At 59.0% G+C, this 24,505-nt stretch carries 23 protein-coding genes; 11 read left to right on the forward strand and 12 right to left on the reverse strand.

Annotation, left to right across the window (positions count from 1 at the left end):
• The 4 genes from AC0L18_RS07615 to AC0L18_RS07630 all read left to right on the forward strand — a co-directional run.
• The coding region (locus AC0L18_RS07615) for a hypothetical protein (RefSeq protein WP_473491399.1) at nucleotides 1–362 on the forward strand (362 nt) is incomplete at its 5' end.
• Nucleotides 363–449: 87 nt separating this feature from the next.
• Nucleotides 450–1,952: a glycosyltransferase family 39 protein gene (locus AC0L18_RS07620; protein WP_473491401.1), complete on the forward strand. Its 1,503-nt coding sequence runs from the start codon at nucleotides 450–452 to the stop codon at nucleotides 1,950–1,952.
• A gap of 60 nt (nucleotides 1,953–2,012) precedes the next feature.
• On the forward strand, nucleotides 2,013–2,984 hold the full coding sequence (locus AC0L18_RS07625; protein WP_473491402.1) for a UbiA family prenyltransferase: 972 nt from the start codon (nucleotides 2,013–2,015) through the stop codon (nucleotides 2,982–2,984).
• A 3-nt stretch (nucleotides 2,985–2,987) separates the two neighbouring features.
• Nucleotides 2,988–3,725: an HAD family hydrolase gene (locus AC0L18_RS07630; protein WP_473491404.1), complete on the forward strand. Its 738-nt coding sequence runs from the start codon at nucleotides 2,988–2,990 to the stop codon at nucleotides 3,723–3,725.
• Here AC0L18_RS07630 and AC0L18_RS07635 read toward each other — a convergent pair.
• On the reverse strand, nucleotides 3,719–4,042 hold the full coding sequence (locus AC0L18_RS07635; protein WP_473491405.1) for a glycosyltransferase: 324 nt from the start codon (nucleotides 4,040–4,042) through the stop codon (nucleotides 3,719–3,721). The two genes, AC0L18_RS07630 and AC0L18_RS07635, sit on opposite strands and share 7 nt — an antisense overlap.
• Before the next feature lie 271 nt (nucleotides 4,043–4,313).
• Between AC0L18_RS07635 and AC0L18_RS07640 the strand changes: the two genes are divergently transcribed.
• Nucleotides 4,314–5,465 carry a glycosyltransferase gene (locus AC0L18_RS07640; protein ID WP_473491407.1) on the forward strand — a complete coding sequence of 384 codons (1,152 nt, stop codon included), beginning with the start codon at nucleotides 4,314–4,316 and terminating at the stop codon, nucleotides 5,463–5,465.
• A gap of 357 nt (nucleotides 5,466–5,822) precedes the next feature.
• Here AC0L18_RS07640 and AC0L18_RS07645 read toward each other — a convergent pair whose 3' ends face one another.
• Nucleotides 5,823–7,190 carry an exopolysaccharide biosynthesis polyprenyl glycosylphosphotransferase gene (locus AC0L18_RS07645; protein ID WP_473491408.1) on the reverse strand — a complete coding sequence of 456 codons (1,368 nt, stop codon included), beginning with the start codon at nucleotides 7,188–7,190 and terminating at the stop codon, nucleotides 5,823–5,825.
• Between the two features lie 385 nt (nucleotides 7,191–7,575).
• Between AC0L18_RS07645 and AC0L18_RS07650 the strand changes: the two genes are divergently transcribed.
• The 3 genes from AC0L18_RS07650 to AC0L18_RS07660 all read left to right on the forward strand — a co-directional run bounded on the left by AC0L18_RS07650 (nucleotide 7,576) and on the right by AC0L18_RS07660 (nucleotide 10,049).
• Nucleotides 7,576–8,298: a Crp/Fnr family transcriptional regulator gene (locus tag AC0L18_RS07650; RefSeq protein WP_473491409.1), complete on the forward strand. Its 723-nt coding sequence runs from the start codon at nucleotides 7,576–7,578 to the stop codon at nucleotides 8,296–8,298.
• A 307-nt stretch (nucleotides 8,299–8,605) separates the two neighbouring features.
• Entirely contained in the window at nucleotides 8,606–8,899 is a 294-nt protein-coding gene (locus tag AC0L18_RS07655) for a hypothetical protein (RefSeq protein WP_473491411.1), read from the forward strand.
• Between the two features lie 256 nt (nucleotides 8,900–9,155).
• Entirely contained in the window at nucleotides 9,156–10,049 is an 894-nt protein-coding gene (locus AC0L18_RS07660) for a Vgb family protein (RefSeq protein WP_473491413.1), read from the forward strand.
• 221 nt (nucleotides 10,050–10,270) lie between these two features.
• Here AC0L18_RS07660 and AC0L18_RS07665 read toward each other — a convergent pair whose 3' ends face one another.
• Together AC0L18_RS07665 and AC0L18_RS07670 are read right to left on the reverse strand one after the other, a co-directional pair.
• Nucleotides 10,271–12,421, reverse strand: a complete 2,151-nt coding sequence (locus AC0L18_RS07665) for a GDSL-type esterase/lipase family protein (RefSeq protein WP_473491415.1) — start codon at nucleotides 12,419–12,421, stop codon at nucleotides 10,271–10,273.
• Complete coding sequence (locus AC0L18_RS07670; protein ID WP_473491417.1) at nucleotides 12,418–12,666, reverse strand: hypothetical protein; 249 nt, start codon at nucleotides 12,664–12,666, stop codon at nucleotides 12,418–12,420. Before AC0L18_RS07670 ends, AC0L18_RS07665 begins: the two co-directional genes overlap by 4 nt.
• Nucleotides 12,667–13,112: 446 nt before the next feature.
• On the opposite strand from AC0L18_RS07670, the gene AC0L18_RS07675 reads away from it, so the two are divergent.
• Both AC0L18_RS07675 and AC0L18_RS07680 read left to right on the forward strand, forming a co-directional pair.
• Nucleotides 13,113–14,834 carry a hypothetical protein gene (locus AC0L18_RS07675; RefSeq protein WP_473491419.1) on the forward strand — a complete coding sequence of 574 codons (1,722 nt, stop codon included), beginning with the start codon at nucleotides 13,113–13,115 and terminating at the stop codon, nucleotides 14,832–14,834.
• Between the two features lie 378 nt (nucleotides 14,835–15,212).
• Nucleotides 15,213–15,980, forward strand: coding sequence for a hypothetical protein (locus tag AC0L18_RS07680; RefSeq protein WP_473491420.1), 768 nt, complete (start codon nucleotides 15,213–15,215; stop codon nucleotides 15,978–15,980).
• A gap of 65 nt (nucleotides 15,981–16,045) precedes the next feature.
• Here AC0L18_RS07680 and AC0L18_RS07685 read toward each other — a convergent pair whose 3' ends face one another.
• Nucleotides 16,046–17,086, reverse strand: a complete 1,041-nt coding sequence (locus tag AC0L18_RS07685; protein WP_091590137.1) for an EscU/YscU/HrcU family type III secretion system export apparatus switch protein — start codon at nucleotides 17,084–17,086, stop codon at nucleotides 16,046–16,048.
• Nucleotides 17,087–17,170: 84 nt separating this feature from the next.
• Here AC0L18_RS07685 and AC0L18_RS07690 point away from each other — a divergent pair, with 84 nt between their 5' ends.
• Nucleotides 17,171–17,974 (forward strand): tetratricopeptide repeat protein, encoded by an 804-nt coding sequence (locus AC0L18_RS07690; RefSeq protein WP_091590139.1) that lies wholly within the window; start codon nucleotides 17,171–17,173, stop codon nucleotides 17,972–17,974.
• Between the two features lie 224 nt (nucleotides 17,975–18,198).
• On the opposite strand, the gene AC0L18_RS07695 is transcribed toward AC0L18_RS07690, so the two are convergent.
• The 7 genes from AC0L18_RS07695 to AC0L18_RS07725 form a co-directional block, all read right to left on the reverse strand.
• Nucleotides 18,199–18,648, reverse strand: a complete 450-nt coding sequence (locus AC0L18_RS07695) for a hypothetical protein (protein ID WP_473491421.1) — start codon at nucleotides 18,646–18,648, stop codon at nucleotides 18,199–18,201.
• Between the two features lie 13 nt (nucleotides 18,649–18,661).
• A complete protein-coding gene (locus tag AC0L18_RS07700) occupies nucleotides 18,662–20,011 on the reverse strand; it encodes a type II and III secretion system protein family protein (protein WP_473491422.1) in 1,350 nt (449 codons plus the stop codon).
• Between the two features lie 57 nt (nucleotides 20,012–20,068).
• Nucleotides 20,069–22,231, reverse strand: a complete 2,163-nt coding sequence (gene sctV, locus AC0L18_RS07705; protein ID WP_473491423.1) for a type III secretion system export apparatus subunit SctV — start codon at nucleotides 22,229–22,231, stop codon at nucleotides 20,069–20,071.
• Nucleotides 22,228–22,539, reverse strand: a complete 312-nt coding sequence (locus AC0L18_RS07710) for a tetratricopeptide repeat protein (protein ID WP_023799520.1) — start codon at nucleotides 22,537–22,539, stop codon at nucleotides 22,228–22,230. The genes sctV and AC0L18_RS07710 overlap by 4 nt, the downstream gene beginning before the upstream one ends.
• Nucleotides 22,540–22,556: 17 nt before the next feature.
• Nucleotides 22,557–22,955, reverse strand: a complete 399-nt coding sequence (locus AC0L18_RS07715; protein ID WP_473491424.1) for a hypothetical protein — start codon at nucleotides 22,953–22,955, stop codon at nucleotides 22,557–22,559.
• Between the two features lie 38 nt (nucleotides 22,956–22,993).
• A complete protein-coding gene (locus AC0L18_RS07720; protein ID WP_473491425.1) occupies nucleotides 22,994–23,995 on the reverse strand; it encodes a SctD/MshK family protein in 1,002 nt (333 codons plus the stop codon).
• A 119-nt stretch (nucleotides 23,996–24,114) separates the two neighbouring features.
• On the reverse strand, nucleotides 24,115–24,297 hold the full coding sequence (locus tag AC0L18_RS07725) for a hypothetical protein (protein WP_135901656.1): 183 nt from the start codon (nucleotides 24,295–24,297) through the stop codon (nucleotides 24,115–24,117).
• Nucleotides 24,298–24,505 lie beyond the last annotated feature (208 nt).

Consider the following 24,505-nt stretch of genomic DNA (forward strand, 5'->3'; position numbering starts at 1 on the left):
ACATCATGTCCTCCTTGCGCGGCCCAATTGCAGGAATGGACGGTATTCTCATCAGCACCGCCATTGATGAGACGGGTAATGACATGAGCGATACGCAGTCGATGCCGCATGGAGACGAACCCCGAATCCTGTTGTACCCCTTCTCCTTCTTGGGTCATGGCACATGCCGTTCCATAAGGCGTGGTTATCCCAACGGCTTCCAGTCGGTCAGATTTAGCTTGTTGAATTTAAACGTCTCAGAGACATCTCGCTGTGACCTTGGGCACAGCGAGATGATTATTTTGTGGTATGACTTCAATGCAGCCAGTACGCCTACTAGCGTCTTGCCCGATTTCGAGTTCCGAGGCCTCGTAGACGCGTGAAGTACAGAGGGCGAAGTACAGAGGGCAGAGATGCCTAGTAACGGGACCACCGCTGAAGCCGTTCTGTGGAGGACATCTTCGAGGAACGTGATCGGAGTCGTCTTTCTGATCACGGCAATCTCGATATTCGTGATCTCTACCCGTCACGGCATCGGAATACTGCCGGACTCGACCCGTTACATGCGTCTGGATGAGACCCCATTTGATGCGCCGCTATACGCTTGGTTGCTCGACATTGTCAGAGCTGCAGACGGATCTGTCGTGACTTGGGCCCGCGTGCTGGGCCTGGTCTTCGTCTGTGTCAATATCCTCCTAATCTGGCTGATGCTCTCTTCAACGACGACCTCGGCCGCTGCTTTGGGGACAGCGCTGATCGTCACGTCGCCACAATTTATATTCCTGCATGCCGTTGCGATGAGCGAGCCGTTGTTCATTGGTTTGGTGCTAACCACGGTTCTCCTGTTTTGTCGGTACTTCGAAAGCCGCAAAGGCTACTTCCTGGTTTTTACCGGTGTCACACTGGGACTTGCGATGTTGGCGCGCTTCACCGCAGCGCCGCTGGCGCTGGCGATCGCGGCTTGCTTGCTTCTCGATAGGCCGAGGCTGCTTGCGCGACGCTTTCTCGATATCGCCCTAATCGCGATCACCAGCGGCGTAATCTTTCTGACCTGGGCTATCGGAAGCCGATTGGCAGGCGGGAACGGGCTTGGCCGAGAGCTCCGGCTGAACGGCAATCCTGACGCCGAGTCGTGGCTTTCGGGTCTGAATACGTTGACCAATCTTCTCGTCCCGATGGCACTCCCGTTCCCGATTCGGCTTCTTCTGCTCATCGCCGCAGTCGCGGTATCCGGCACAGTTATGTGGATCTGTAGCCGTCGCATTCTCAAGGAATCCGTAGCAGGCCGTGTCCTGACACTTGACCGACTACCCCTGGTCCTTGGGCTTTTCGCCATCTTCTACTGCCTGTTCATGATTATTGCCGTCCATGTCGAAGCAAACCTGCCGTTGTTCGGACCCCGCAGTCGCTATGCGGTTCCTCTCTACATTGCAGTTGTCATGGCTACGACGGTCGCCTTGGGTGGCCCGTATCGAGTCCGATTGCCACGTCTTCTCCTGTGGGCGTTTTCGGTCCTTATCGCGGTCGTCCTTGCGGCTCATCTGGTCCGCAGCACAGACCGGGTTTGGCGCGCCTACGCCACCGGCATCGGATATGATGCCACCGCTTGGCATTCCTCCCCGCTCGTTCAGTTCGTCAAAGATCTTCCGGCCGACGCAATTGTATACTCCAACGGCGCCGACGCACTCGGGTATCTGACCGGTCGGTTCGTTCGATTAGTTCCGCGTCAATTCGAACGCCGGACGCAGCGAGAAGACCCGAACAATACATTGGAGGAGCAGATCTTATCGCTTCGGCGATCAATAATAAGCGGCAATGGTTACGTCGTGTTCTTCGATGCCATCACTTCGCGATTTTACAATCTGCCTGAAAATGATCTCGTCAAAGTAGTGCCTTTGAGCCTCTACAAGCAGCTCCCGGATGGGCGTGTCTACGTCTCAGATCAGACGCGGATCGAATCCGCGGAAAGGTGATGACACCAAAGCTCTTTTTCCAATTGCCCGGCAAGAACTTTTCACAGAGGACATTGTGTGATGCAGTCAGAACTGTCGAACGCCACTTGGGGAAGCTATCTTGCGCTTGCGCGTGTGGACCATTCTACGAAGCACGTCTTCATCATACCTGGCATAGTTCTGGCTCTGGTCCTGAGAGAACCTACAGATCAGCTCCTCTTGAGAATTCTGCTTGGCGGGTTCAGCGTCGTCATGATCGCGTCGAGCAATTACGTCATCAACGAATGGCTCGATCGCGAATTCGATGCGCATCACCCAACAAAATCGAAGCGCGCATCCGTACGACACGACCTTGATCCCAGACTAATCTACATCGAATACGCGGTGCTTGCCGGGCTGGGGCTCATCTGCGCGTTGGCTCTCGGACCACTCTTCTTTGCGACCACGCTGCTGTTCCTGCTTTCGGGATTACTCTACAACGTGAAGCCATTTCGCCTTAAGGATCGCACCTATGTCGACGTGATCAGCGAATCCGTCAACAATCCAATACGCCTGGTCCTCGGCTGGGCGATGATCGACCCGACCTCGCTGCCCCCGTCTAGTCTAATGTTCTGCTATTGGATGGGCGGGGCATTTCTGATGGGAGCAAAGCGCCTATCCGAATATCGGGACATTGCAGCTGGTCCCGGCCTCGGCGTTCTGCACCTCTATCGTCGCGCGTTCCGCGGCTATTCCGAAGAGCGATTGCTGATCTCATGCTTTACATATGCAAATCTGGCATCGTTTTTCCTTGCGGTCTTTCTTATCAAGTATAAGGCGGAGTATATACTTACATTTCCGTTCTTTGCCCTGCTGTTCTCTCTCTATCTATGGCTCTCCTTCCGAAAGAATAGCGTTGCGCAACGGCCAGAGAGACTCTTTCGTTCGCGGTGGTTGATGTTCACGATTGTTGCCATCATTGCGGTCTTCGGCATAACAAGTCGTGTCGACGTCCCTTTGCTTCAGAAACTTTCCCTTCCGCATTACATAGATTTCTTGAATTCTGGATGGTAGGGCATGGGAGGGCTTGCTCGAACGTTCGATTGGGCTGCAGTTGATCTTGTCATCTTCGACGTCGACGGGACCTTGTATGACCAGAGGCGGTTAAGACAACGGATGCTAATCGAACTTGGAGCGCACTGTTGTCGAACATTGAGCTTCAGGACTGCGCTGACGCTGCGAGCGTTCCGTCGCTGTCGCGAGGATCTGAGCCGTGCACAGCAGATGGAGGATATAACGGATATCCAATATCGGCTTACTGCGGCGGAGTGTTCACTGCCACCGGATGATGTACGAGCTTTGGTCAAGGAGTGGATCGAAGAACGTCCCCTCCGGTTTCTTAGGTGCTATCGCTTCAACGGTGTCGCGGACCTGTTCGATGCCTGTGCGGGTCGAGGAAAGACGATCGCGGTCTGGTCGGACTATCCTGCGTCTGCAAAACTTGTTGCCCTCGACTTGGTCGCCGATATCATCGCCAGCTCCGGGGACGACGGCGTGCGCCGGCTGAAACCCGATCCTGCCGGCCTATACTATGTTCTTGCCTGCGCAGGTGTTCCGCCTCAACGCGCCGTGCTGATCGGCGATCGCGCCGAACATGACGGGGAAGCTGCACGCCGGGCCGGAGTCCAGGTCCTTCTACGACGAGCGGTGCCGCACAAGGATTTCCCAACGTTCAGGACGTACCACGATTCCGTTTTTGAGCCTCTTCTTTCGTCGTCAGCGGTGGCCCGCGAAGACAGCAGAGGTTCTCAATGATCGAAAGGAATTCGCGGCTCGGTGTCGCTGACCAAGGGCTTCGTTATTTCGTCTCCGGTGGATTGGCTGCAATCGTCGACATCGGGGCTTTTTCTGCACTCTATCCAAAGCACGTTGGGCCGTTGTATGTCGCCGCTACGCTGAGTTTCCTGCTGGCGGCCGCTGCGCTCATGCTCCACAATGTCGGAGGCACCGCTGACATCCGTGGTGATCGGGACCACGCCGCAGCTCATGGCCTCGAGCAGGGCGTTTGACATGCCTTCCGACGCCGAGGTGGGAAAGATAGAAATCAGCCTCCCATAGAAAGGGAAAGACATCTTCGACCGCGCCGGCTTCCAGTCGGTCAGATTTGATTTAACCGTCTCAGAGACATGTCGGCTGTTACCCCGGGCACACCCGAGTGACTATTTCGTGGTATCCTACGTGAGACGGTGGTGCTGTCTGAGACACGCCAGCGTACGGTCTGTTGTCGATTGATCGCCAGTAACCGCGAGCCCTTGTTACACCTCGCCAATTTAAGTCTTTGGGTATTGCTTGACTGCGAGCAGCACAGAAGCATGAAAGATGGGCTGTGATGGGATCGTTCTTATGCGGCTTCTCTATATACATTCTGCGCACGTCCCGGCGGCGGCCGCCAATGCGGTACAAGTCGCAAAGATGTGCCATGCATTTCGGGTTGCCGGAGCGGAGGTCCTACTAGCGCTTCCACGCGCCTCCATGAATACACGGGATCATTATGAGAAGATCGCGCGCGAATACGGATTCGGTACCGAGTTCCCATTCCGCGTTCTCCCTGTGCCCTTTTGGCCTGTGCCCGGCCGGGAGCTTTTTTTTGCTGTGCTGGCGCTGCTTGCTGCGGTCTGGCTGCGGCCGCAAGTCGTCTTTACACGCTCGCCTACTGTAGCGCTTGTTTCTGCCGGACTTTTCGGGTTCACGACCGTTTTTGAGCTTCACGACCCGATTGGCAGTTTGAGCAGACGTCAGCGTCAGCGCCTTGCCAAACTGATAGGCCTAGAGACATTCCGTATGCTGGTCGTCACGTCGCAACGTCTGCGGGACGACAGCATCCGCCTCTTTCCTCAACATGCGGGAAGATTTCTCATCGCGCCCAATGGCGCGGATCCTGTTCCGCCGAATGTCGAGCCATGCAGCCTCAGCGGCACGTTCAAGGTTGGTTATGTCGGACACCTGTATAAGGGAAAAGGCATGGAGATAATAAGCGCTATTGCGCCTCGATGCGGCTGGGCGGCATTTCACATCGTCGGGGGAACACCAGGCGATATAGAGTATTGGACATCGAAGCTGGCCAAATGCCCGAACATAGTGTTTCACGGCTACGTTCCTCACGCCGCGACATGTGCCTACTTGGCCGAAATGGACGTTGTACTCGCGCCCTATCTTAGAGATGTAGAGGGCCAGGGCGGCGGTCGAAATATCGCTGAGGGAATGTCGCCGCTCAAGCTCTTCGAATATATGGCGCATGGCAAACCCATAGTGTCCTCCGACCTGTCAGTTATACGAGAAGTTTTGAGCGATAGCATCAACAGCGTTCTGGTGTCGCCAGACAACCCGTCCGACTGGGTCAAAGCTCTTCAGCGCCTGCGCGAAAACAAGGCGTTTCGGGATCAGATTGGTCAGCAGGCGAAGGCAGACTTTCTGTCCAGGTACAGCCGCATCGCACGCGCAACCAACATTCTAGAGGAAATCAAGAGCCGGATGCCGTCGAGCGGAAGCTCATAGGACTGCACAATTTCTCGTGTTGAAGTCGGCTGCGCCGCCAGCAAGCCTGCTTTCCGTTCGCCGCAATGAGCCCGTGGTCCGTCCTGAACCGTTGAATGGCAAGATCCGACTGCCCCCGGCTTTTTGCTGAGGTTCCGTCATGCGTTGCTCCGACCATCTCCCCGCCTCGCGTTGATCTTCGCTTTGAGCTAACCTGCGAGATGCGCCACTGTCCGGCGACTGAACGGGCGCGAACCCGATTGTGAGGCTTGATGTACTCGCTGGCGGCGGGATCGCCCGAAGCATCAGAATCAAAATTATCCGGTCAATTGGTCGGAAGAGGAATACATATTTGTGTTCCTGAGAAGCTGCTATACGTCAATAGACATTACGATCCGAAAACATCAGTAGAGCAGTTTTCCAAATTATCTTAATGTCGAGAAGCATGCTCCAGGATTTTATATACCAGAGGTCATGCTCAACGCGTTTTTCCATCCTCCAGAGTTCCTTCGTTTCCCCTCGAAAGCCATTGATCTGAGCCCAGCCTGTCAAACCGGGTTTTACATGATGGCGATAAGCATAGCTCGCAATGATCACACTGTAGGTATCGTCATGAGCGACGGCGTGAGGTCGGGGCCCAACCAGGGACATCTCCCCGCGAAGCACGTTGAACAATTGCGGCAGCTCGTCGATGTTTGAGCGGCGCAATATCCGGCCAAGTCGGGTAACCCGCGCATCATTACGCTGAGCCTGGCGAATTTGTGCACCGTTCTCCTGCACCGTCATAGATCGGAATTTGTAAATATTGAACGGCTTACCACCAAAACCTCGTCGCATCTGCCGGAACAGCACAGGGCGACCGTTCTCGAGCGCTATGGCACATGCGACCAAGGCCATCAACGGACAAAGGAACAGCAGTAGCAGGGATGCAACAGCAATGTCGAACAACCGCTTGAGCAGGCGTTCGGCAGGCCTCAACGGCACACGCTGGACTTCGAAGGCTCGCTGCCAGCCGGTGTGCAGCGGCCTTCCAGCCAGAATTCTATCTATGTAGGCGTCGGCGAAAAGATAAATCGGCAGCGGGAGGCGGGACATTTCCTCCAGGATGCGTTCGATCAACTTCCGCTGGTCCCAAGAGCAAAAGAGATAAACTGCCCCATACGAGCCATTACGGAACGCCGTCTGTGCAGCTGCGACGGCGGCATGCACCGACCGTGCTGCGATCGTGCCATCATCGTTCTCGATGTTCGAAACGCCACAAACCGCGATGCCCTGTTGCCCAAGCTTGTTGATTATCCCCTGTTCCTTCCCAGGAACGCCGGAGTAAAACAGATAAACTGTGCGCAACACGAGTCTCTCAGCCGCCAGAAGCCGTTTCAGCTCACGCGCTAGAACTGCGTGTCCAGGCAGCAGGATTGGGAATCCGACCGCAAACGCCAGCGTCAAGGAGCCGCGCGAGAACGTCGACGTCGTCTTCGTGAGAAAGGCGAGCCAGAGAATTGAAAAGAAAACAAACAGCCAGCCGCTAAAGAGTGTTTTGATCCTGCAGTGATCGTCCAGGATGCCACTAACCGTGTAGGCGCCCCTGGCGGTCATGAATGTGACCAGCAATATGCCGGCGGTAACACTTAGGCAGATCGAATCCCAGATATCCGGCGGCCTCACCTCGAAGGCCCTATGATAGAGCTCAATTGACGCAAGAAGTATTGTCTGTCCAAGGAGGAAATCAGCAGTTGCGAGAAACACGCAAACTGCTCCCACGGGGAGCCGTAGCGGCTCTACGCTCCGCTTCCAGAGCGCACGCGACGCCTCGGTTGGTGCATGCCGCATAAGACGACCCCCCGAATCCTGTTGCATCCCTTCTCCTCTTTGGGTCATGGCACACGCCATCCCATAAGGAGGGGGTTATCCCAACGGCCTCCAGTCGGTTAGATTTGATTTAAATGTCTCGGAGACATGTCGCTGTTACCCCGGGCACAGACGAGTCGCTATTTTATCGTATCCTAATGTGTTAATATTGCCTTAACGCGTTCGCGTGCGAACGGACTGGAGGTCGGACTCGTTCAAAACAGGTGGTCTAGGCAATGCTTTAGGGGACCGGGGGCGCTTACCCTATCAGAGAGAGGGAGCCATGGCAGAGAATGGCGCTGAGGTTCGAGTCAAACAGCTGAACAACATACGCTTATTTCGGCAATTTGGACAAGATACTCTTAATGAAATGGCGAAAGCAGCCATCCTACGGAGGGTTCCAAAGAATAAAGTCTTAACTCACCTTGGAGACATCCCGCGTTATATTTACTACATAATTCGCGGAAAAGTTCGTCTTAGTGTTCCCCTCACAGACGGCCGAGAATTCATCTTTTCAGATCTCGGTCCCGGTGACACTTTTGACTTGACTAGATTGTTCGTCGCGCGACACAGTAACATGAACGCTGCATCAGTCGTGGACAGCGACTTGCTCCAAATCGAAGCAGCTTTCATGGCTAGTGTCTTCGACAAGCACCCAGATCTCGCACTGAAGGTGATCCCGTACTTATGCCAAGCAACGCACGACGCGCAAGAGCGAGTGATCCACAGTGCGTCGAATGCCCTATCCGTTCGGTTGGCGAGCACGCTCCTGCGATTGACTGAGACCCCGCACAGCACGGCTACCGTGAATGGGGCTCAGAGAATCCACATTTCGCAGACCGACCTCGCGGCAATGATCCCGGCGTCTCGAGCGAAAGTGAATCGTTGCCTGAGGGAATGGGAACGGCGGTATCTGACCCAATACGACCACGGCTCGCTGACGATTCTCAATCGCACCGCATTAGAGTCTGTTGCTCTTGGCTACTCGCGTTTGATCATTCAATGATGCCTTTCCCGTGTGCTCGGGCATCTCCACGCCATCCTCCGGGAAGATAATGAACCGGAAGTGGTGCCGCTCGTGCTCGGATCGCTCGGTAAGTCCTTTACGTCGGCGTCGTAGGTCGCCGCACCGGACATGTGCGCTTTCCCAGGCAACGAGACACCGCTCACTGCCGTGCAGACTGCGTCGACTGCGCCCGAGATTGGACAATGGCACGCACACGAGCACCGCCTCTTTGCTGTGCGATGCGACTTTGCTGTTGGGGAATCCGGGACTATTATCGGCCGCCCATGTACCTCACGTCGGGGGAAGAATGGATCTGCAAGCCTTCAGAAATTCGATTGCGAAATCACAGCCGCCCGCCGGCGTGAGTCCTGCCCTGCAGGCGCTGTGGTGGGATGCAAAGGGCGATTGGGATAAGGCGCACGAGCGCGCACAGCTGCGCGACGATACGGCGGGTATGCGCGTGCATGCCTACCTGCATCGCAAGGAAGGCGATCAATCCAATGCGGAGTATTGGTATCGTCGCTGCGGCGCCGCGCCGTCGACCTTGACGATTGATGAGGAATGGCAAGAGTTGGCGCGGGAACTTTTGCGGCAAAGCTGACGACTTTCCCGCGTCAAGTCTGATTGCGGGCCGCGGTTGCGTCGTCGTAATGCAGGTTTTTCCCACGATACTACCGCCTATCGACGATTCTGGGCTTGCAGGCCTGGGCGAGGGCAGGGGCTACACTAGCTCCTGACTTTGATCGGCAAGCGACACCGCGAGCTCGCCATCTGCGGCTCGGCCGCCGCAGTGGCGCGAAAAGGATATTTGGGTCGCTCGCTGTGCAAATTGAAACGCGCGATGTGAGGAGTTCGCCATGTTTCGTACGATTGCGTCGGCGCTGTTCGCCGCGCTGCTCTGCTCGGTGGCCGCGCGTGCCGCCTCGGAGGAGGTCCGCTACTATCCCGTTCCGGCGGGTGCCGGCCCGCACGATGTCGCTCCGGCGCCGGATGGCTCCGTATGGTACACCGCCCAGGCACAAGGCGCGCTTGGGCGGCTCGATCCTGATACAGGCGCCGTCAGGCACATCACCCTTGGCGACGGTTCGGCGCCGCACGGCGTGATCGTCGGTCCCGACGGCGCCGCTTGGGTGACCGACGGCGGCCTCAGCGCCATCGTGCGCGTTGATGCCGAAACGGAAGCGGTGAAGGCCTTTCCGCTCCCCGAGGGGCACGGAATACGCGAACCTCAACACCGGTTCCTTCGACAAACACGGGAGGCTCTGGTTCACCGGGCAGGAGGGCATCTACCGCAGGCTCGATCCGGCGAGCGGCAAGGTCGAGGTCTGGAACGCTCCGCGCGGTCGCGGCGCCTACGGGGCGAGGCTTCGCCGATCGACCCGCCGACCGCGGATCAGGGCGCCCGCCGCGTCTGGTCGGATTCCAAAGGCCGCATCTGGGTCAGCGAATGGAACGCCGGCCAGGTTAGCGTCTTCGATCCGGCCGCAAATGACTGGCGCAGCTGGAAGCTGCCCGGAGACGAGCCCCAGGCCTATGCCGTCTATGTCGATGAACGCGACAAGGTCTGGCTCACCGATTTCAGCGCGAACGCCATCGTCCGCTTCGACCCGGCAACGCAGACCTTCGCGAGCTTCCCGTCGGACCGCGACAACGCCAACGTGCGCCAGCTCAACGGGCGCTCCGGCGAGGTATGGGGTGCGGAGTCCGGTACCGACCGCCTTGTCTTGATCGAGACCGAAACGGGCGAATAAAGCAAAAGAGGTTTAATGCATGTCGCGCAAAAGCATGCCCTTGGGCCTGACCCGAGGGTGTGCAGCGGTTTTGCGATAACGACATGCATAAAAACAACAACCTAAAGCGCGTCGCATGAGGCGGCCAAACGCGACGCGCTTTAGCCAACGACGAAGGGCAATTTACGCGAAGAGACCGCATGTCAGCGACTGTCTTTGACATAGCGTAGGGAGATGCCGCTCTACACGAAGAGAAAATCGCTGTTCGAGACGCTTGCAACGAGGACACCGTTTAGTGAAAGCATGTCACTGTCGGAGAAGACGACCAGCGTGTCGCTCCCGACCTGCCGGAGTTCGCTGTAGTTTTGGTATCCTGAAATCTCCAGGAGATCATCGCCGGAAAGGTCGAAGTCGGTTATGGTGTCGTGGCCATGGCCGGCGGCGAAGACGAAGCCGTCGTTTCCCGTTCCGCCGGTGAGGATATCGGTGCCAAGACCACCGACGAGCCGGTCCGACCCGCCCCGGCCGTCCAGCCGATCGGCGCCGCCAAGACCTTCGAGCGTGTTGGCTGCGCCGTTGCCCACCATGGTGTTGGCGAGCCCGTTGCCTTTTGCCGCCAGATTGGCAGCCGACCTCAGGAACAGGTTTTCGACGTTGTCGGCCAGGGTCCAGTTTGTATAGGCATGCGTCTCGTCGAAGCCGCCATTGGTCTCTTCGATGGTTTTGTCGCCGGCATTGTCGACATGGTAGACGTCATTACCGGCGCCGCCGACATGCGTGTCGGCGCCCGCTTTTCCGTTCAAGACGTCGCTGCCGTCCATTCCATAAATGACGTCCGCACCGGAGCCGCCGGTAAGCGTGTTGTCGCCGTCGTCGCCGACGATCGACCCCGGCGGCGGCTCGTCGAGTGAATCGTTCCAGACGAAATCCGAACTGCTCAAGGAGGCGCTGGTCACGTTTTTCAGGAGGACAGTGTCACTGTCGGAGAAGACGACCAGCATGTCGCTCCCGACCTGCCGGAGTTCGCTGTAGTTTTGGTATCCTGAAATTTCCAGCAGATCATCGCCGGAAAGATCGAAGTCGGTGACGGTGTCGTGACCATGGCCGGCGGCGAAGACGAAGCTGTCGTTTCCCGTTCCACCGATGAGGATATCGGCGCCAAGACCACCGACGAGCCGGTCCGACCCGCCCCGGCCATCCAGCCGATCGGCGCCGCCGAGGCCTTCGAGCGTGTTCGCTGCGCCGTTGCCCACCATGGTGTTGGCGAGCCCGTTGCCTTTTGCCGCCAGATTGGCAGCCGACCTCAGGAAGAGGTTTTCGACGTTTTCGGCCAGGGTCCAGTTTGTATACGCATGCGTCTCGTCGACGCCGCCATTGGTCGCCTCGATGGTTTTGTCACCGGCATTGTCGACATAGTAGACGTCATTACCCGTGCCGCCGACAAGCGTGTCGGCGCCGGCCCCGCCGATGAGTTGGTCGGAGCCGCCGCGGCCCTCCAGCAAATCATCGCCAGCCAGCCCACCCAGCACATTGGCTCCCTCGCTTCCGCCGAGTTGGTCGGCAAAGGCAGAGCCTGTAAGACTTTCAATGCTGGTGAAGGTATCGCGGTCGCTTCCGATGCCGGTCCCGTCCAGGCCGAGATGCTGTTCCAGTGCGTCGATCCAATGTGAGGCGATTTTTGCATAGCCCCCGGCAGTCGGATGCAGCCCGCTGTCAAGCGGCGGCGCCGTGATGTCATCTTGTGTCAGATCACGCATGTCGACAAAGACGATCTTACGCCCTTGAGCGGCCAGTTCGGAGATCAGGCCTGGCATTGCATCATTATACGCATCGACACGGTCTGCACGCGCTTGCGACTGTTGGCCGACGCGAACGGGAGGCACGGATCCGACGAAGACGGTCAAGGCGGGATCGCTGGAGGTCAGGCTGAGCAAAAGGCTGCGCAGATCCTGCAGCATCGTTGGCACGCTATCGGTCGAGCTGTCATTGGTTCCGGCGATCAGCAGCACGGCGTCGGGTTTCGTAGCTGCCACAACATCGTTGTCGATGCCGTTCAGTTGATTGAGCGTCCAGCCGCGGTGACCCTCGTGATCCCGATCGCCCATGCCGGCGGGTCCGTTGGACGAGGAACCAACGAAGTCGATCTTCACATTGAGTGCCGCCAACTGTTCCAGCATGAACTTCCGATATCCGCCGCTTTCGATATCGGAAGAGCTCGCGATCACTCCATATGTAATGGAATCGCCCAGAGGCAGTATTTTCAGCAACTTGTAAGCATGGCCGGAAGCCAAATCGGCGATGACTGCACGCGACGAAGCGCCGAAACTTACGGCGTCGCTGCCGGCTCCGCCGACGAAAGCGTCCGGATGGCTGCTATCGTAGAACACCGTCATGGTATTTTCTCCACCTGGCAAAGCTTCTCGCGGTTGCCGGCGTAACTGTCCTCGTCCCGGGTATTGCTGTTTGCGCCGCGTTCGAGTTGCCGATCATGCGCGTTGTGGCGCCCCCATTCGAGGACGGGAACGCGAGCTTTCCTCCGTCTGGCGAACTGCTGCTGGAAAAAGGCTGAACCGAGCCCAGCGCCGATCACGACGATACCATCGTCGGCGACCTGTTTGGCGGGGGTGTCGAGTACCATTGTCCATGGCCTCTTCAGCCACTGAGCCTGCACCTGACGCCGATGCGATCGGCTTCATGCAGGTCAGCGAGACAAACCTAGTGTTGCATCGCACTCTCGAGTATTGCAACGCAGCATTTGCTACTATTTTAGGTGGTGATGCAACACTTTTTTAACCTGCACCCTGGCGCGTCACCGGGCACTGTGACCCTGGCCGGGAGACCATCGTTGCTGTTGTGTGCCTAAATTAGCAGAAACTGCCAATTTAACGCCGACATTTATCGCCAGGGCATCTTGAACTTTCGTCGTTGCCTGTGCGTTTAGGTTGTAGTACGCGTTCTGTTGCAGTGCAGCAATATCCCGACTGCAGTGTGCGGTCGCGTGAGGGCTCATCCCGTCCCCCGGAAGGTGAGCACCGAAAACCGAACAGGTGAGGCGAAAATTCCGGAAGACGGGAGAAGCATGGGATGAGCATCGGAGCGGGCAGCGCCCGGCGTTGGCCGTCAGTCGGCATCGACCGTTCACCCGTTGAGCGTTATGTCCTTGCAGCCCTTCTTTTTTTCCCGGTCCTGTGCGGGGTCGTTCCGATCCTGTTGTACGAGAAGGCGGCATCCCGCGTGGCGTGGCACGATCCTGCCCTCGCCACGGTCAGCGCCATCGGGTTGGCTCTGCTTTGCTGCCTTTTTGCATTCGTGCGCTATCCCGCCGAGGCGCGGGCTGCGCGCATCATCGTCGTCGGACTGTCGATAACGCTGGGCCTCTTCAGCTTCGGGCTTGGAGACGAACTCGGCATTGCCGACGCAGCTCGCGCCGACGCGGTGGGCAATGTACTCGTCTATTCTCGCCTGATCGCGCTTGTGGCGGCGCTTTTTTCGATCCTGCGGCCATCCTTCGCCATTTTCCCGATGGTCTATTTCGCCTTCCACAAGAACGTCACGCGGGCAGTTTCCGATGCTGCGGAACTGGGCCGCAACGACTATGCGCCCTTGATTGAGGTCGGTCTCTTCCTGGCCTGTGGCCTGTTGGCCCTTGGCCTGCTGCAGAGTTTGAGCCGGCTGAAGCTCTTCACCAGGAACCTGCCCAGCGTTGGCGAACTCGGAACCAGGGAGTTCGCGGCCCAGGCTGCCGGCATACTGCTGCTGGCTGGGATCGGCGCCCATTTTGGCAACTACTTCATGTCCGGGATGGCCAAGGTCACGCTTGACGGAGGGCCGTTGAGCTGGATCCTCGAGAACCCGACCAGTTCCATCATGCTGGCCGGGTACGGGTTGGGCGCGGCCCCGCTGGGCTTTTCCGAATCGCTGCTCGCTCATGCTTATGAAGCGGTCAGGGCGGTCCAGGTTCCGATGAATGTCGTTATCCTTGCTGCGCAGCTTCTATGCTTTCTCGCTTTTTTGCGCAGGCGGTGGCTCATCGGGCTGACCGCGTTCTTCGATATCATGCATATCGGGATCTTCCTTCTGAGCGGCGCCCTTTTTCTGCACTGGATCATCTTGAACAGTCTGATCGTCGCGGCTCTGACGAGAATGAAGGAAAGTTCGTTTTCCACGACTGCCATCGTAACCGGGATTGTTCTCACCATATTCGGCGACGCGGTCTTTTATAACGCGCGGCTCGGCTGGTACGATTCAAGGCAAATCCGGCAAGCACATTTCGAGGCGCTGACGAAAGAAGGTGACTGGGTGCGGGTCGCACCGAGCTTTTTCCGCGACGCCTCCTATCTGCTCTATGCCCGTCACTTCGGCTATCAGGAATATCGTCGTGAATCCGGCCACGTTCCGACCTCAGCCTGGGGCCAGATCGGGATCAGGAAGGTGCAGCCAAAGTCGTCGGAAATTGCCTCGTCCAACTACGAGATCATGAAGCTTACCCAGGAGTGCGCCTATCCAGTCGAACAGCCGATCACGCCGCCTGACTACGATGCGGCCCGCCCGGCGCCGTTTATTCTTGGCCAGCACAATCGCGCCGCGAACCTGGCGAACTCGGCTGTTGCGGTCGGTTACAACTTCTATCCACACCATCATTATTCCATGCCGTTCCTGCACCGCGCTTTTGAGGCGCTGGAGCCTCGCGACATCGTGGCGTATCGATACCTGGTCGATACCGTCTGCCTCGATGTCGCGGATGGCAAGGTCGTGCGGCGGGTCATGACCCAGACATTGGGCCCCAGGATCGATGTCCGCCAGTGAATCCGGCGAGGGCGCTGCGGACGTTTCTTTGACTGAGCCTGAAAGGAGGCTGTGATGGTTGCCGCCGACCGATCTCCTCCTGCCAATTTCAAGGGTTTGCAATTAGCCACAAGCCACCACACCTTCGTCATCCCAGGGTCTGCGCCGCGTCGCTTCGCTCCTTGCTTCGCCTAGGATGACGAAGTGGAGGGGTGGTTCGGCTAATCTTAGAGGTTTGCGATTGCCACTGACGCGAATTATCGACGGTCGCTGCCGATCGGCCCAAACTGTCAAAATTACTGTCCAGAGGAACTAGTTTCCGCGCTCGCATATTTGCTCCTGACGCTGGTCCAAAATTGCCACGGAAGTCGAATTTCATTCCCTGGGCAGCCCGTCATAATGAGCCCGGCGGCGGCATTACCAGCATGTCTCGAGGAGGAGATAAAAATGCGGCTCAACAGGCCTTTGGTTTTCACGGATAAGGTTTCATCGGAGCTTTCTACCGCCGCAGGGAGGAAACGGCGTCGACGTCAGATCATCCTGATATGTGCAGCTGCGGCAGCCGGTTCCGCGATTGCAGGTTTTTCGGCACAAGGCGCCGAAAAGGCAGCCTGGATCACCACTTGGGCTGCCACACCTGCTCCGCGCTGGTCGGATGATCTTCCTGCGCCCTTCGGAGTGCCGGAGGTATTGGAGAACCAGACCGTCCGCCAGGTCGCCCGCATCAGCGTTGGCGGCAATAGCGTGCGGGTCGTGCTGTCGAATGCTTTCGGCGAAAAGCCGCTGACCATCGGTGCCGGCAGCGTCGCAATAGCAGGCAAGGGCGGCAACGTCGATCAGGCGACCTTGAAGCCTCTGACCTGGGGCGGCAATAGTTCTGTGGTCGTTCCGCCGGGAGCTCCGATCCTCAGCGACCCCATTGCTCTCTCGGCAGAAGCGCTTTCCGAAATCTCGGTCAGCATTTTCCTGCCGAAGAAGACGGCGTTGTCGTCGGTGCATTGGGATGGCGTGCAAACCGCCTACATCTCCGGCCCGGGCAATTTCACAAACGAGGCTGCGTTCAAGGCTGACAGCACACTCAAATCGCGCCTCCATCCCAACGACGCGGGATACAAGGCAATGGCAGACGCGGTCGATCTCGACGTCCTGTTGGGTTCAGCCAAGTAGTCGGCTGTCGCTGCTGACCTTGCCGTGCTGCTCAGGCATTGCGGCAAGGTCGGTTCGCGCATGGCTCAAGTGAGCCCGAGCCGGACAAGATGGCGTACGACCGGTGGGAACATCTCCTGGCCGATGTAAGCTCCGGTGTTCGTATTTTCGAAGAGTGGGCCGGCGACGGCCGCATCCTCGATCACCGGAATACCTGCCTGGCGTGCTTGAGCCGTCATCTCGTCAGCCGCTCGGCCCTGGCCCTTGCCGACGACCGTCGGCACCGGCGTTTCACCCCTGACGTAACGCAATGCCACTGAGCGGTCACCGGACACGAAAACGATGACCGCGTTTTTCACGCCCAGCTTCGCCGGTTGCATCACGGCCTCACGCCGCTGTCGCTGCTGTTCATGTCGAATCAACGGATCGCCTTCGAGGTCCTTGTTTTCGCGCTTATATTCGGTTGTCGTCATGCGCATGTCGCGCAGGAACAGCCAGCGCTGAATAGGAACATCGATCACGCCGATGACGACAAAGGCCAAGGCGGCGGCAATTCCAAGCGGTGTCAGCACCGCTTTGATAATTGGCTCCAGGCATGACGGAGCGCATCCCGGTGCATCGAAGAGCGGCTGCAGCCACGCGATCAAAAGGAATGCGAACAGGCCGGCCAGCAACACCACCTTGGCCAGGCCTTTGGTGAACTCGACGACGTTGCGCAGCGACAGGATCTTCTGAAGACCCTTCGCCGGGTTTATGTGATCGAATTGCGGCTTGAGCGGCTCAAACGAAAAGACCGGCCCGAATGTTCCCAGCATGCCGAAGACCACGGCGAGAACGACAACGATTCCGACCAGCGGCAAGGTGGCAAGCATCAGCAATGACAACGAATGGCGGATAGCCTGCAGGCTGACTTCAACGAACGAATCGCCGGGGGTGGTCACGGTCTGCACGAGTTCCGAAAGGTGCCCGAACAGCATCGGCCAGGCGAAATAAAGATAGCCTAGCGCTGCGAAAAGCGTGAAGCCGGAGGCGAGGTCGCGGCTCTGCGAAACCTGGCCTTTGCGGCGAGCGTCGCGAAGCTTCTTGTCGGACGCCGGTAGTTTCTTTTCCTCAGCTTCTTCGGCCATGTTGCAATCTTATCGCACTGTTGTGGTTCCAGTCGGCCAGGGCCGTGTGTAAGGTGCGGCGGGCTTGAATACGGAGAGGTGGATATGCGGCTGCACGTCGTGTTCTTGCCCGTCGTCGCCATGCTGGCGGTGACCGGTTGTCAGACGACCAAAACCGACACCGAGCAGGCAAAGGCACAGGGCCCGTCGTCGCAATCGGAGCGTCTGATCAAGCTTGCGGACGATATCCATGCGCAGGGAGACAGTGGCACCGCAATCGCGCTCTACCAGCGCGCGGCAGCGATGCCGGATGCCAAGCCGAGCGCCTTCGTCAAGGCGGGCGAGGCCTATATGCGAGCGGGCTATCCCGCCGAGGCGGCTAGAGCCTATCAGGCCGCGCTGGCAAAAGCGCCCAATGACGGAGGGGCAATGCTCGGGCTTGGCTCGGCGATGATGGAAACGGGCGATATCGATGCCGGCATGCGCGCGCTCGCGCAGGCCGCGCCGCTGGTCAATACCAGCAGCGCCTATATCAGGCTGGGCGTGGCGCAGACATTCGCCGGCCAGACCGCGGAGGCGCAGACCACTTTTGCTCAGGCGTTGAAACTTGCGCCGGGGGATCTCGACGTCGAGAGCAACATGGCGTTGGCCGCGGCGCTCGAAGGCAACTCCGCCACAGCACTCCCGCTGGTCCAGAAGATCTCCGCCGCACCCAATGCGCAGTTGCATCACAAGCGCAACGTCGTCGTGGTCTACGGACTTCTTGGCCAGGCCGACCAGGTCAGGGCCTCGCCGCCGATCGGCCTGGCGACCAAGGAGGTGAATACCTTGCTTGCGCGTGCCAGAACCATCCGGTCGAAGGGCAGCACACAGGCAAGGGCGAAAGCGCTCGGCTCTATCCTCGGCTAGCGCAATTCCAGGAAAAGTGTGAAACGGTTTTCCCGGGAAAAGCGCATAGCGCTTTCCCTGGGGAAATGCGCAAAAACAAGGAGATAGAGCGGTTCGGCGTTTCCGTGAAACGATGAACCGCTCTAGCGCATCGGTCCGGAAAGGGTCGAGCCCGACGCGCAAACAACCGGACAAACTAATGCATGTCGCGCAAACGCGACGCGCTTTTGCAAGGCCGCATCGGCTCACTCGACTGGCAGCGTTGTTTGCGGCGTCGGCGGCCCGCTGTTGGCTCCACCGACCGGCGCCTCTTCGCCATTGAGGTAGCGCCGCGCGGCATTTGCCGTCGGCGCCGCCGCCGCCGCCCCCATGCGCCGGCCCTCGACGAGGTCCCGCTGGCTTTCGGCCATGCGTTGAAGATTGTAGGCGTTGGCGCAGCCGGGCGGCAGGTGGGAGCCGACGCCGCGGACGATCGTCAGATCGGTCGCAGCCGCAGAACGGTCGTCATCGGCCGGTTCGTTCAGACAAGCATTGGGAGCAAGCACGGAGCCGCCGACGCCCTTCTCGGAACCGCCGGTGTCGGTCGACACATAGCTGTAGCCGGGAGAATAGTCCTGCGGCTGTTGCCGGATGTTGGCGCAGCCGACCACAAGCAGCACTGGAACAACAGAGCACAAAGCGATGCGAAATGTCATGTCCGGTTCCCCGCTACTTGATGATCAGACCCATCGCCGATGCGTCATTGGCGCGCTTCCTGTGGCGCTTGGCTGCCGGACGGTCGAGCGGCGTGGCGAGGCTGTCGCGCACCGGCTCGACCAGATAGGGCGTGATCAGGATCACCAATTCCGTCTCTTCGCGCTGGAAGCGCTGTGACTGAAAAAGCGGGCCAAGCACTGGCACATCGCCGAGAACCGGAAACTTTTCCAGATTACGCGAGGTCCGTTGCTGGAAAAGACCGGCGATCGCAAAGGTCTGGCCGCTCGCCACTTCGACCGTGGTGTCAGCCCTGCGCACGACGAAACTCGGCATGGCAAAGCCATTGGCGCTGACTGAGCCTGCTTCCGACAAGGAACTGACTTCCGGCTGAACATGGAGCGCAATGCGATCGCGGCCGATCAGCGTAGGGGTGAACCCGAGGGAAACGCCGAACGACTTGTATTGAACGGTAACGACGTCCGTTCCTTGCGGAATCGGAACCGGGATTTCGCCGCCGGCAAGAAAGCTCGCGGTCTGACCGGTCATCGCTGTCAGGTTCGGTTCGGCCAGTATCTTGACGACGCCGTTGCGTTGCAGCGCTTCGATGAGAATGTCGAAGTTGATGCCCTGCGCCTGGTCCATGCTCAAACCAAGATTGCCGGTGCCGGAGGGTACGCCATTGTCCTGGAACATGTTGAATTCAAAACCGCCGCTCCTGTACCCGACAGACCAGTCGACGCCGTACGACTGAAGCTCAGTGCGCGAGACTTCGGCGAAACGGACCCGGATATTGACCTGCTGCGACCCCTGCAAGGTCATGTTGTTCAGCGGCGGCTGTTCCGGCGGCGAGAACGTGCGGGCGATATTGTCGACATCCGTTGCCTCCTCGACGCCTTGTGCCTCGCCGGTCGCAACAATGCGGGTCCCGAAAATCGAGAGATTTGTCGCCGAGTTCGGCTGCATTGCGGCTTTCGCTTCGTTGGCAGGCGCGAGATCGGGGGTGACGCGGAACTGGGCCGTTGCCTCGACCCGCTCATCGGCCGTGATTGCAATGAGGTTGGTCAGGCCGGGCTTCAGGCCGAAGACATAGACCATCCCCGGCGACACGACCTGAAGGTCGGCGATCGTGGTGTCGGCGATCAGGACCGATTCGACGGGTTCATTGAAACGCAGCAGGCGTCCTTGCCCGACCGGCAGGTCGACCGTTGGCCGGCTCGGCAATGGCGACACATCCTGTGCCGTCGCGTCGGCATATGTGAACAAGAACGCCAGCAAGACGCCAACAGTCGCGATAGCGAGCCAGCGCATCCGCCCGGCGAAAGTGGCGGATCGAACGCCTGCTGCGGTATCGTGAATTGTCATGCCGTTCCCCTCTTGAGCATGGTGTTCCCCCAATTGTCCCAATCCGCCCGGCTGGCATCATGAGGCTGCCTCTTGTCCGGCTTTCGCCTCAGCCGATGGCAGCGACAGAGAGACGTTGCGTGCCATGCCCGAGCGGCCGGATATCGTGGCCAATGGCTGGACGTTGAATTCCTGTGCGAGTTCCCCGAAGGACAGGACCGGAAGTTCGATGGCATTGTGCGTGAGCAGGCTCCGCATATGACGGCGTACATCCATCGCCGCGAGGACGACCGGTGAGACATCGGTGGCGTTCTGCGACAAGGCTCGTTCGATTTCGGCGATCAATGCCTGTGCATCGTCATCCGAAAGGTTCAGGAACGTGCCGGTCGATGTGCTTTGCACCGCGTTTCGCAGGATATCCTCGGCCGAGCGCTGCAGAACATAGGCTGCGATGATGTTATTGCGGCCAGCGAAGCGGAAGCTGATCTGGCGTTTCAAGGACGTGCGGATATATTCCGTAAGCAGAACGACGTCCTGTTCGCGTTGACCCCATTCGATCAGCGCTTCGAGGATCAGGCGCAGGTTGCGGATCGGCACGTTTTCGCCGACAAGTCGCCGAAGCACCTCGGCGATTTTCTGCAGCGGCACGATCTCCTGCGCCTGTCTGACCAGATCCGCATAGTCCGGCTCCATGTCCGATAGCAGCCTGCGCGTTTCCTGGATCCCGACGAAATGGCCGGCATAGAGCCGAAGTGCATTTCCAGTCCATTTGGCCGCTGTTTGCGCCGGCGTGGAGAAGACGAAGCCGGCTTCCTTCAACGCCGAAAGGTGGCGATCGTCGACCCACATGAATTTGCGGTGACCGGCAATCGGAGAACCCTTTTCGTAAGTCACATCGAGCAGATCGAGATGCGTTGGGTCCGCTTCGACAAGAACGCGGCCGGCGGGGATTTCGGCATCCAGGATGGGTGCGCCCTCCAGATCGATGCGCATGCTTCTCGCTGAAAGCTTCTCGTCGACCTGCAGGCCGATAGCCGGAACGTCGACACCGAGATCGCCGAAAAGCTCGCGGCGCACGCCATCAGCGAGCGTGGCGAATTCGGGTTCCGGGACCGAGCGTCCGAGTTCGGTTCCGAAGCGCACGACGATGCGGGATGAAGAAGGCAGTGCTGCGACGGGCGTTGATGAAAGCGACGCCGGTTTTCCAGCTTGTTCGGCCACCGCGGTCTGGCCGATATCCCTAAATTCGGCTTCCCGCGCGGTGCGGCGGTTGATGGCGTAGGCGCCCGCGCCGAAGCAGGCACCAAGGATCAGGAACACAAGGGGCGGAAAGCCCGGCACCACGGCAAGGCCGACCATGATCACCGCGGCGAGTGCGAGCGCACGGGGGTCGCGCAGCAGCTGGCTGGTAATTTGCTTGCCAAGGTCGCTCGTGCCGTCCGAGCTGCCGACGCGCGTCACCATCGTGCCGGCGGCCACAGCGACAAGCAGTGCCGGTATCTGCGCGATCAGCCCGTCACCCACCGTGAGCAGTGAGTAGGTCACGGCGGCGTCGCCCAGCGACATATCGTGCTGCAGCGTTCCGATCGCGAAACCTCCGATCAGGTTGACCAGAATGATGACAATGCCGGCGATGACGTCGCCTTTGACGAATTTCATGGCGCCATCCATCGCGCCGAACAGCTGGCTCTCACGCTCAAGCTGCTGGCGCAGCCGGCGTGCCTCCGCCTGATCGATGTCTCCGTTGCGCAACTCCGCATCGATGCTCATCTGCTTGCCGGGCAGGGCATCGAGCGTGAAGCGCGCGGCAACTTCGGCAACGCGTTCGGCACCCCGCGCAACCACGATGAACTGCGCAACGGTGATGATCAGAAAGATCACCAGGCCCACGGCAATACTGCCGCCGACGACGAAGCTACCGAAGGCGGAAACGATCTCGCCTGCGTCGGCCTGGAGCAGGATCAGTCGCGTGGTCGTGATCGTGATCGCCAGCCGGAACAAGGTGGCGATGAGGATGACCGATGGCAGCGACGAGAACTGGAGCGGATGAGAAACGTAAAACGAAGCCAGCAGGATAAGCACGCTGACGGCGATATTGGCGGTGATGAGAATGTCGACGAGGAAGGTCGGCAATGGAATGAGCATCATCACCACTGCAACGAGCATCAGGATGGCAATGACCAGATCGCTGCGGCGGGACAGCTTGGCAAGGAAGTGCAGAAGGCGCTCCGATACCGTCATTCGGCGGCTCGATGCGACAGGAAGCTCCGCAAGGCATTGTGCGCCTCGGCCTTGCGGCCGGCCACAAGCAACGCGCGGCTCTTCAGCAAGGCCAGCGTCGGGTGGTCCATTCCCTCCAGCGTCTCCAGCCTTGCAATGGTGGCAAGCGCCTTGTCCGCTTCGCCATCGAGTATGAGCAGATGCGCCAGCGTGCGCAGAACGCCGGCATTTCCCGGCGACAGCTGCGCCGCGATAAGCAGATATGCCGCGCCCCGCTTTGCCTGCCCGTGACACCCATAGAGATAGCCCAGGACATGCAGCAGATGCACTGTGTCATCCGGATCAGTCAGGTTTCGATTCCTTCCTGTATCCGGCCAAGCAGATCGCGATGACGCTCGATTTCATCCTCCAACAGCGTTCTGGCAAGTGTCTTGAGTGGCTCGCCTCCCTCAAGGCCGGCAACCAGATGCGTTACAAAATGCTGGAGAATGGGTACCGAGCGACGCAGGATTGCAGGCTCGGGAATATTCGGCATGACGAAGTTGATGAGCGCCTCGTCGAGCGATTCGCCCGCCGTACCCCGAGAGGACTGGAATTCCGCGGTTCCTGGCTTTTCCATGCCAGCGGCCGATGTCGTCCCCGGGGCCCGGCTTGCGGCCTTGTCGACGCCATTCATCCGCCGACGGTTGATTGCCTGACCGCGCACGCCTTGCGCCTGCCGCACCTCGCGGCCGGTTGTGTCCATCCTTGCCGTATCGAATCGCGGCCCTTCAAGCCGGCGGTTCACGGATATTTCAGCGCGACCGTGGCGCCGCCCTTCGTCAGGAGAAGTTCCGTCTCGCCAATGCGCTTGATGGTCCAGCCGTCATTGGTGAATGCGCCTTCATGATAGCGTGCGCCGTCGGTGGCGATGACATAGGGCCGCTCGCCATACCAGATCGCCTGCAGCCTCAGGCGCGGAGCCTGCTCGGCGTTGCCGACCATGACATTGGAGGCGAGGGTGATGTGCGCGCCGAACGCCTGGTCGAACCAGGATTGCGTTTCGGTCCAGGCAGCATTCTTGTCATTGGCGATCATGCCCGAGACCACGAGCCGTCCAGGTGATTGCTGAACGGTCAATGTGCTGATGCCGGATTGCTCGAGGCGCAGCTTGAGCTGGCGTTCCGCGTCGGCGGCGCTGGGTATCGGCGATGAATCGTCCAGAACACTCTGCCCGGCCTCGCCAGCGAAGGCCACTGTGATCGGTTTATCGACCTGAGCGGATGGCTTTTTGCCAATGTCCGGCTCGGCGAAGGAGAACCCATTGGCGGCGACGGAAACAGCGAAGACAGCAAAGAGAACGCTGCCCGCAACCAGGAGGGGGCGATTGGAGACAGACCAGCGATTCGGCGGGCGTTCCGGGTTGACCAGCCGGATATGGGCATCGCCGACGCTTATCGACAGCGGCAGCTTGCAGCGGCGGCCCTGGCCTTCACGGATGATCTCGCCGGTGGCGAGCGTGACATCGCCGCCGACGGCTTCGATTTCAATCTGGCTGCCCTTGCGCCGCAACCTTGCGTGGACCGGCGCGATGCCGGCGTCCCTAAGGACTATTTCGGACTCCGTGCTGGAGCCGACCGTATACAGAGGCTCGACCAGGCTGAGTTGGGCGCCCGCGTGAAATCCGTGCGTTACGCTGAGCGCAACGGAATGTCGCGATGCCGGGGTGCGGCCGTTAGCCCAATCTTTGCCGTTAGCCCAATCCTTGCCGTTAGCCCAATCTTTGCCGTTAGAATGAGCGGTCATGCCACTTCATCTCCCGCTGATGACAATTCAGACGCAGCCTGACAACGGCATCGAAACGTTCGTGCCGTGGACGTGCGCCGCCGGATGCTTGCGGCGGCGCATGGTTCGAGTATCCCGCCTTAGGCCTTTTCAGCCGACTGGCCGAGCGTCTTGGCGGTGCTCATCAGCATGTCATGTTGGGACTTCGCGATCTCTTTTGTGATCTCGAGGCCAAACATGCGCTCCTGATGCTTGATCATCTTGTCCAGGTTCTGTTCCGGTGACCCGGCAGAGCCGGACGTAATGGGAGGGGTAGCAGCCATCAATTGTCTCCTTGAGGGATAATTCAAGTTTCAAACTCCGGAATCACGTCGACGCCGGCAGGTTGCAAAACCAGCTTAAGGCAGCATGATCGAAATTGAAAGTCCACTTGGAATATATGAACCAGTTCGGTTCCAACTGTTGCATCGCCACCATAGGAGGAGTAACCTTCCATCGGGGGAAATGGGGTATGGCAGAATGGAACAAGGT

The sequence above is a fragment of the Mesorhizobium sp. WSM4819 genome, from assembly GCF_055811215.1.

Bases quoted from the DNA above. Each gene is read 5' to 3' on its own strand.
- AC0L18_RS07685 (WP_091590137.1), bottom strand. From the start codon at position 17,086: ATGGCCGAAGAAGCTGAGGAAAAGAAACTACCGGCGTCCGACAAGAAG.
- AC0L18_RS07675 (WP_473491419.1), top strand. From the start codon at position 13,113: ATGAGCATCGGAGCGGGCAGCGCCCGGCGTTGGCCGTCAGTCGGCATC.
- AC0L18_RS07725 (WP_135901656.1), bottom strand. From the start codon at position 24,297: ATGGCTGCTACCCCTCCCATTACGTCCGGCTCTGCCGGGTCACCGGAA.
- AC0L18_RS07635 (WP_473491405.1), bottom strand. From the start codon at position 4,042: ATGTCTTTCCCTTTCTATGGGAGGCTGATTTCTATCTTTCCCACCTCG.
- AC0L18_RS07680 (WP_473491420.1), top strand. From the start codon at position 15,213: ATGAGCCCGGCGGCGGCATTACCAGCATGTCTCGAGGAGGAGATAAAA.
- AC0L18_RS07690 (WP_091590139.1), top strand. From the start codon at position 17,171: ATGCGGCTGCACGTCGTGTTCTTGCCCGTCGTCGCCATGCTGGCGGTG.
- AC0L18_RS07625 (WP_473491402.1), top strand. From the start codon at position 2,013: ATGCAGTCAGAACTGTCGAACGCCACTTGGGGAAGCTATCTTGCGCTT.
- AC0L18_RS07640 (WP_473491407.1), top strand. From the start codon at position 4,314: ATGCGGCTTCTCTATATACATTCTGCGCACGTCCCGGCGGCGGCCGCC.
- AC0L18_RS07700 (WP_473491422.1), bottom strand. From the start codon at position 20,011: ATGACAATTCACGATACCGCAGCAGGCGTTCGATCCGCCACTTTCGCC.
- AC0L18_RS07650 (WP_473491409.1), top strand. From the start codon at position 7,576: ATGGCAGAGAATGGCGCTGAGGTTCGAGTCAAACAGCTGAACAACATA.
- AC0L18_RS07665 (WP_473491415.1), bottom strand. From the start codon at position 12,421: ATGACGGTGTTCTACGATAGCAGCCATCCGGACGCTTTCGTCGGCGGA.
- AC0L18_RS07660 (WP_473491413.1), top strand. From the start codon at position 9,156: ATGTTTCGTACGATTGCGTCGGCGCTGTTCGCCGCGCTGCTCTGCTCG.
- AC0L18_RS07670 (WP_473491417.1), bottom strand. From the start codon at position 12,666: ATGGTACTCGACACCCCCGCCAAACAGGTCGCCGACGATGGTATCGTC.
- AC0L18_RS07695 (WP_473491421.1), bottom strand. From the start codon at position 18,648: ATGACATTTCGCATCGCTTTGTGCTCTGTTGTTCCAGTGCTGCTTGTG.
- AC0L18_RS07655 (WP_473491411.1), top strand. From the start codon at position 8,606: ATGGATCTGCAAGCCTTCAGAAATTCGATTGCGAAATCACAGCCGCCC.
- AC0L18_RS07715 (WP_473491424.1), bottom strand. From the start codon at position 22,955: ATGGACACAACCGGCCGCGAGGTGCGGCAGGCGCAAGGCGTGCGCGGT.
- AC0L18_RS07720 (WP_473491425.1), bottom strand. From the start codon at position 23,995: ATGACCGCTCATTCTAACGGCAAAGATTGGGCTAACGGCAAGGATTGG.
- AC0L18_RS07630 (WP_473491404.1), top strand. From the start codon at position 2,988: ATGGGAGGGCTTGCTCGAACGTTCGATTGGGCTGCAGTTGATCTTGTC.
- sctV (WP_473491423.1), bottom strand. From the start codon at position 22,231: ATGACGGTATCGGAGCGCCTTCTGCACTTCCTTGCCAAGCTGTCCCGC.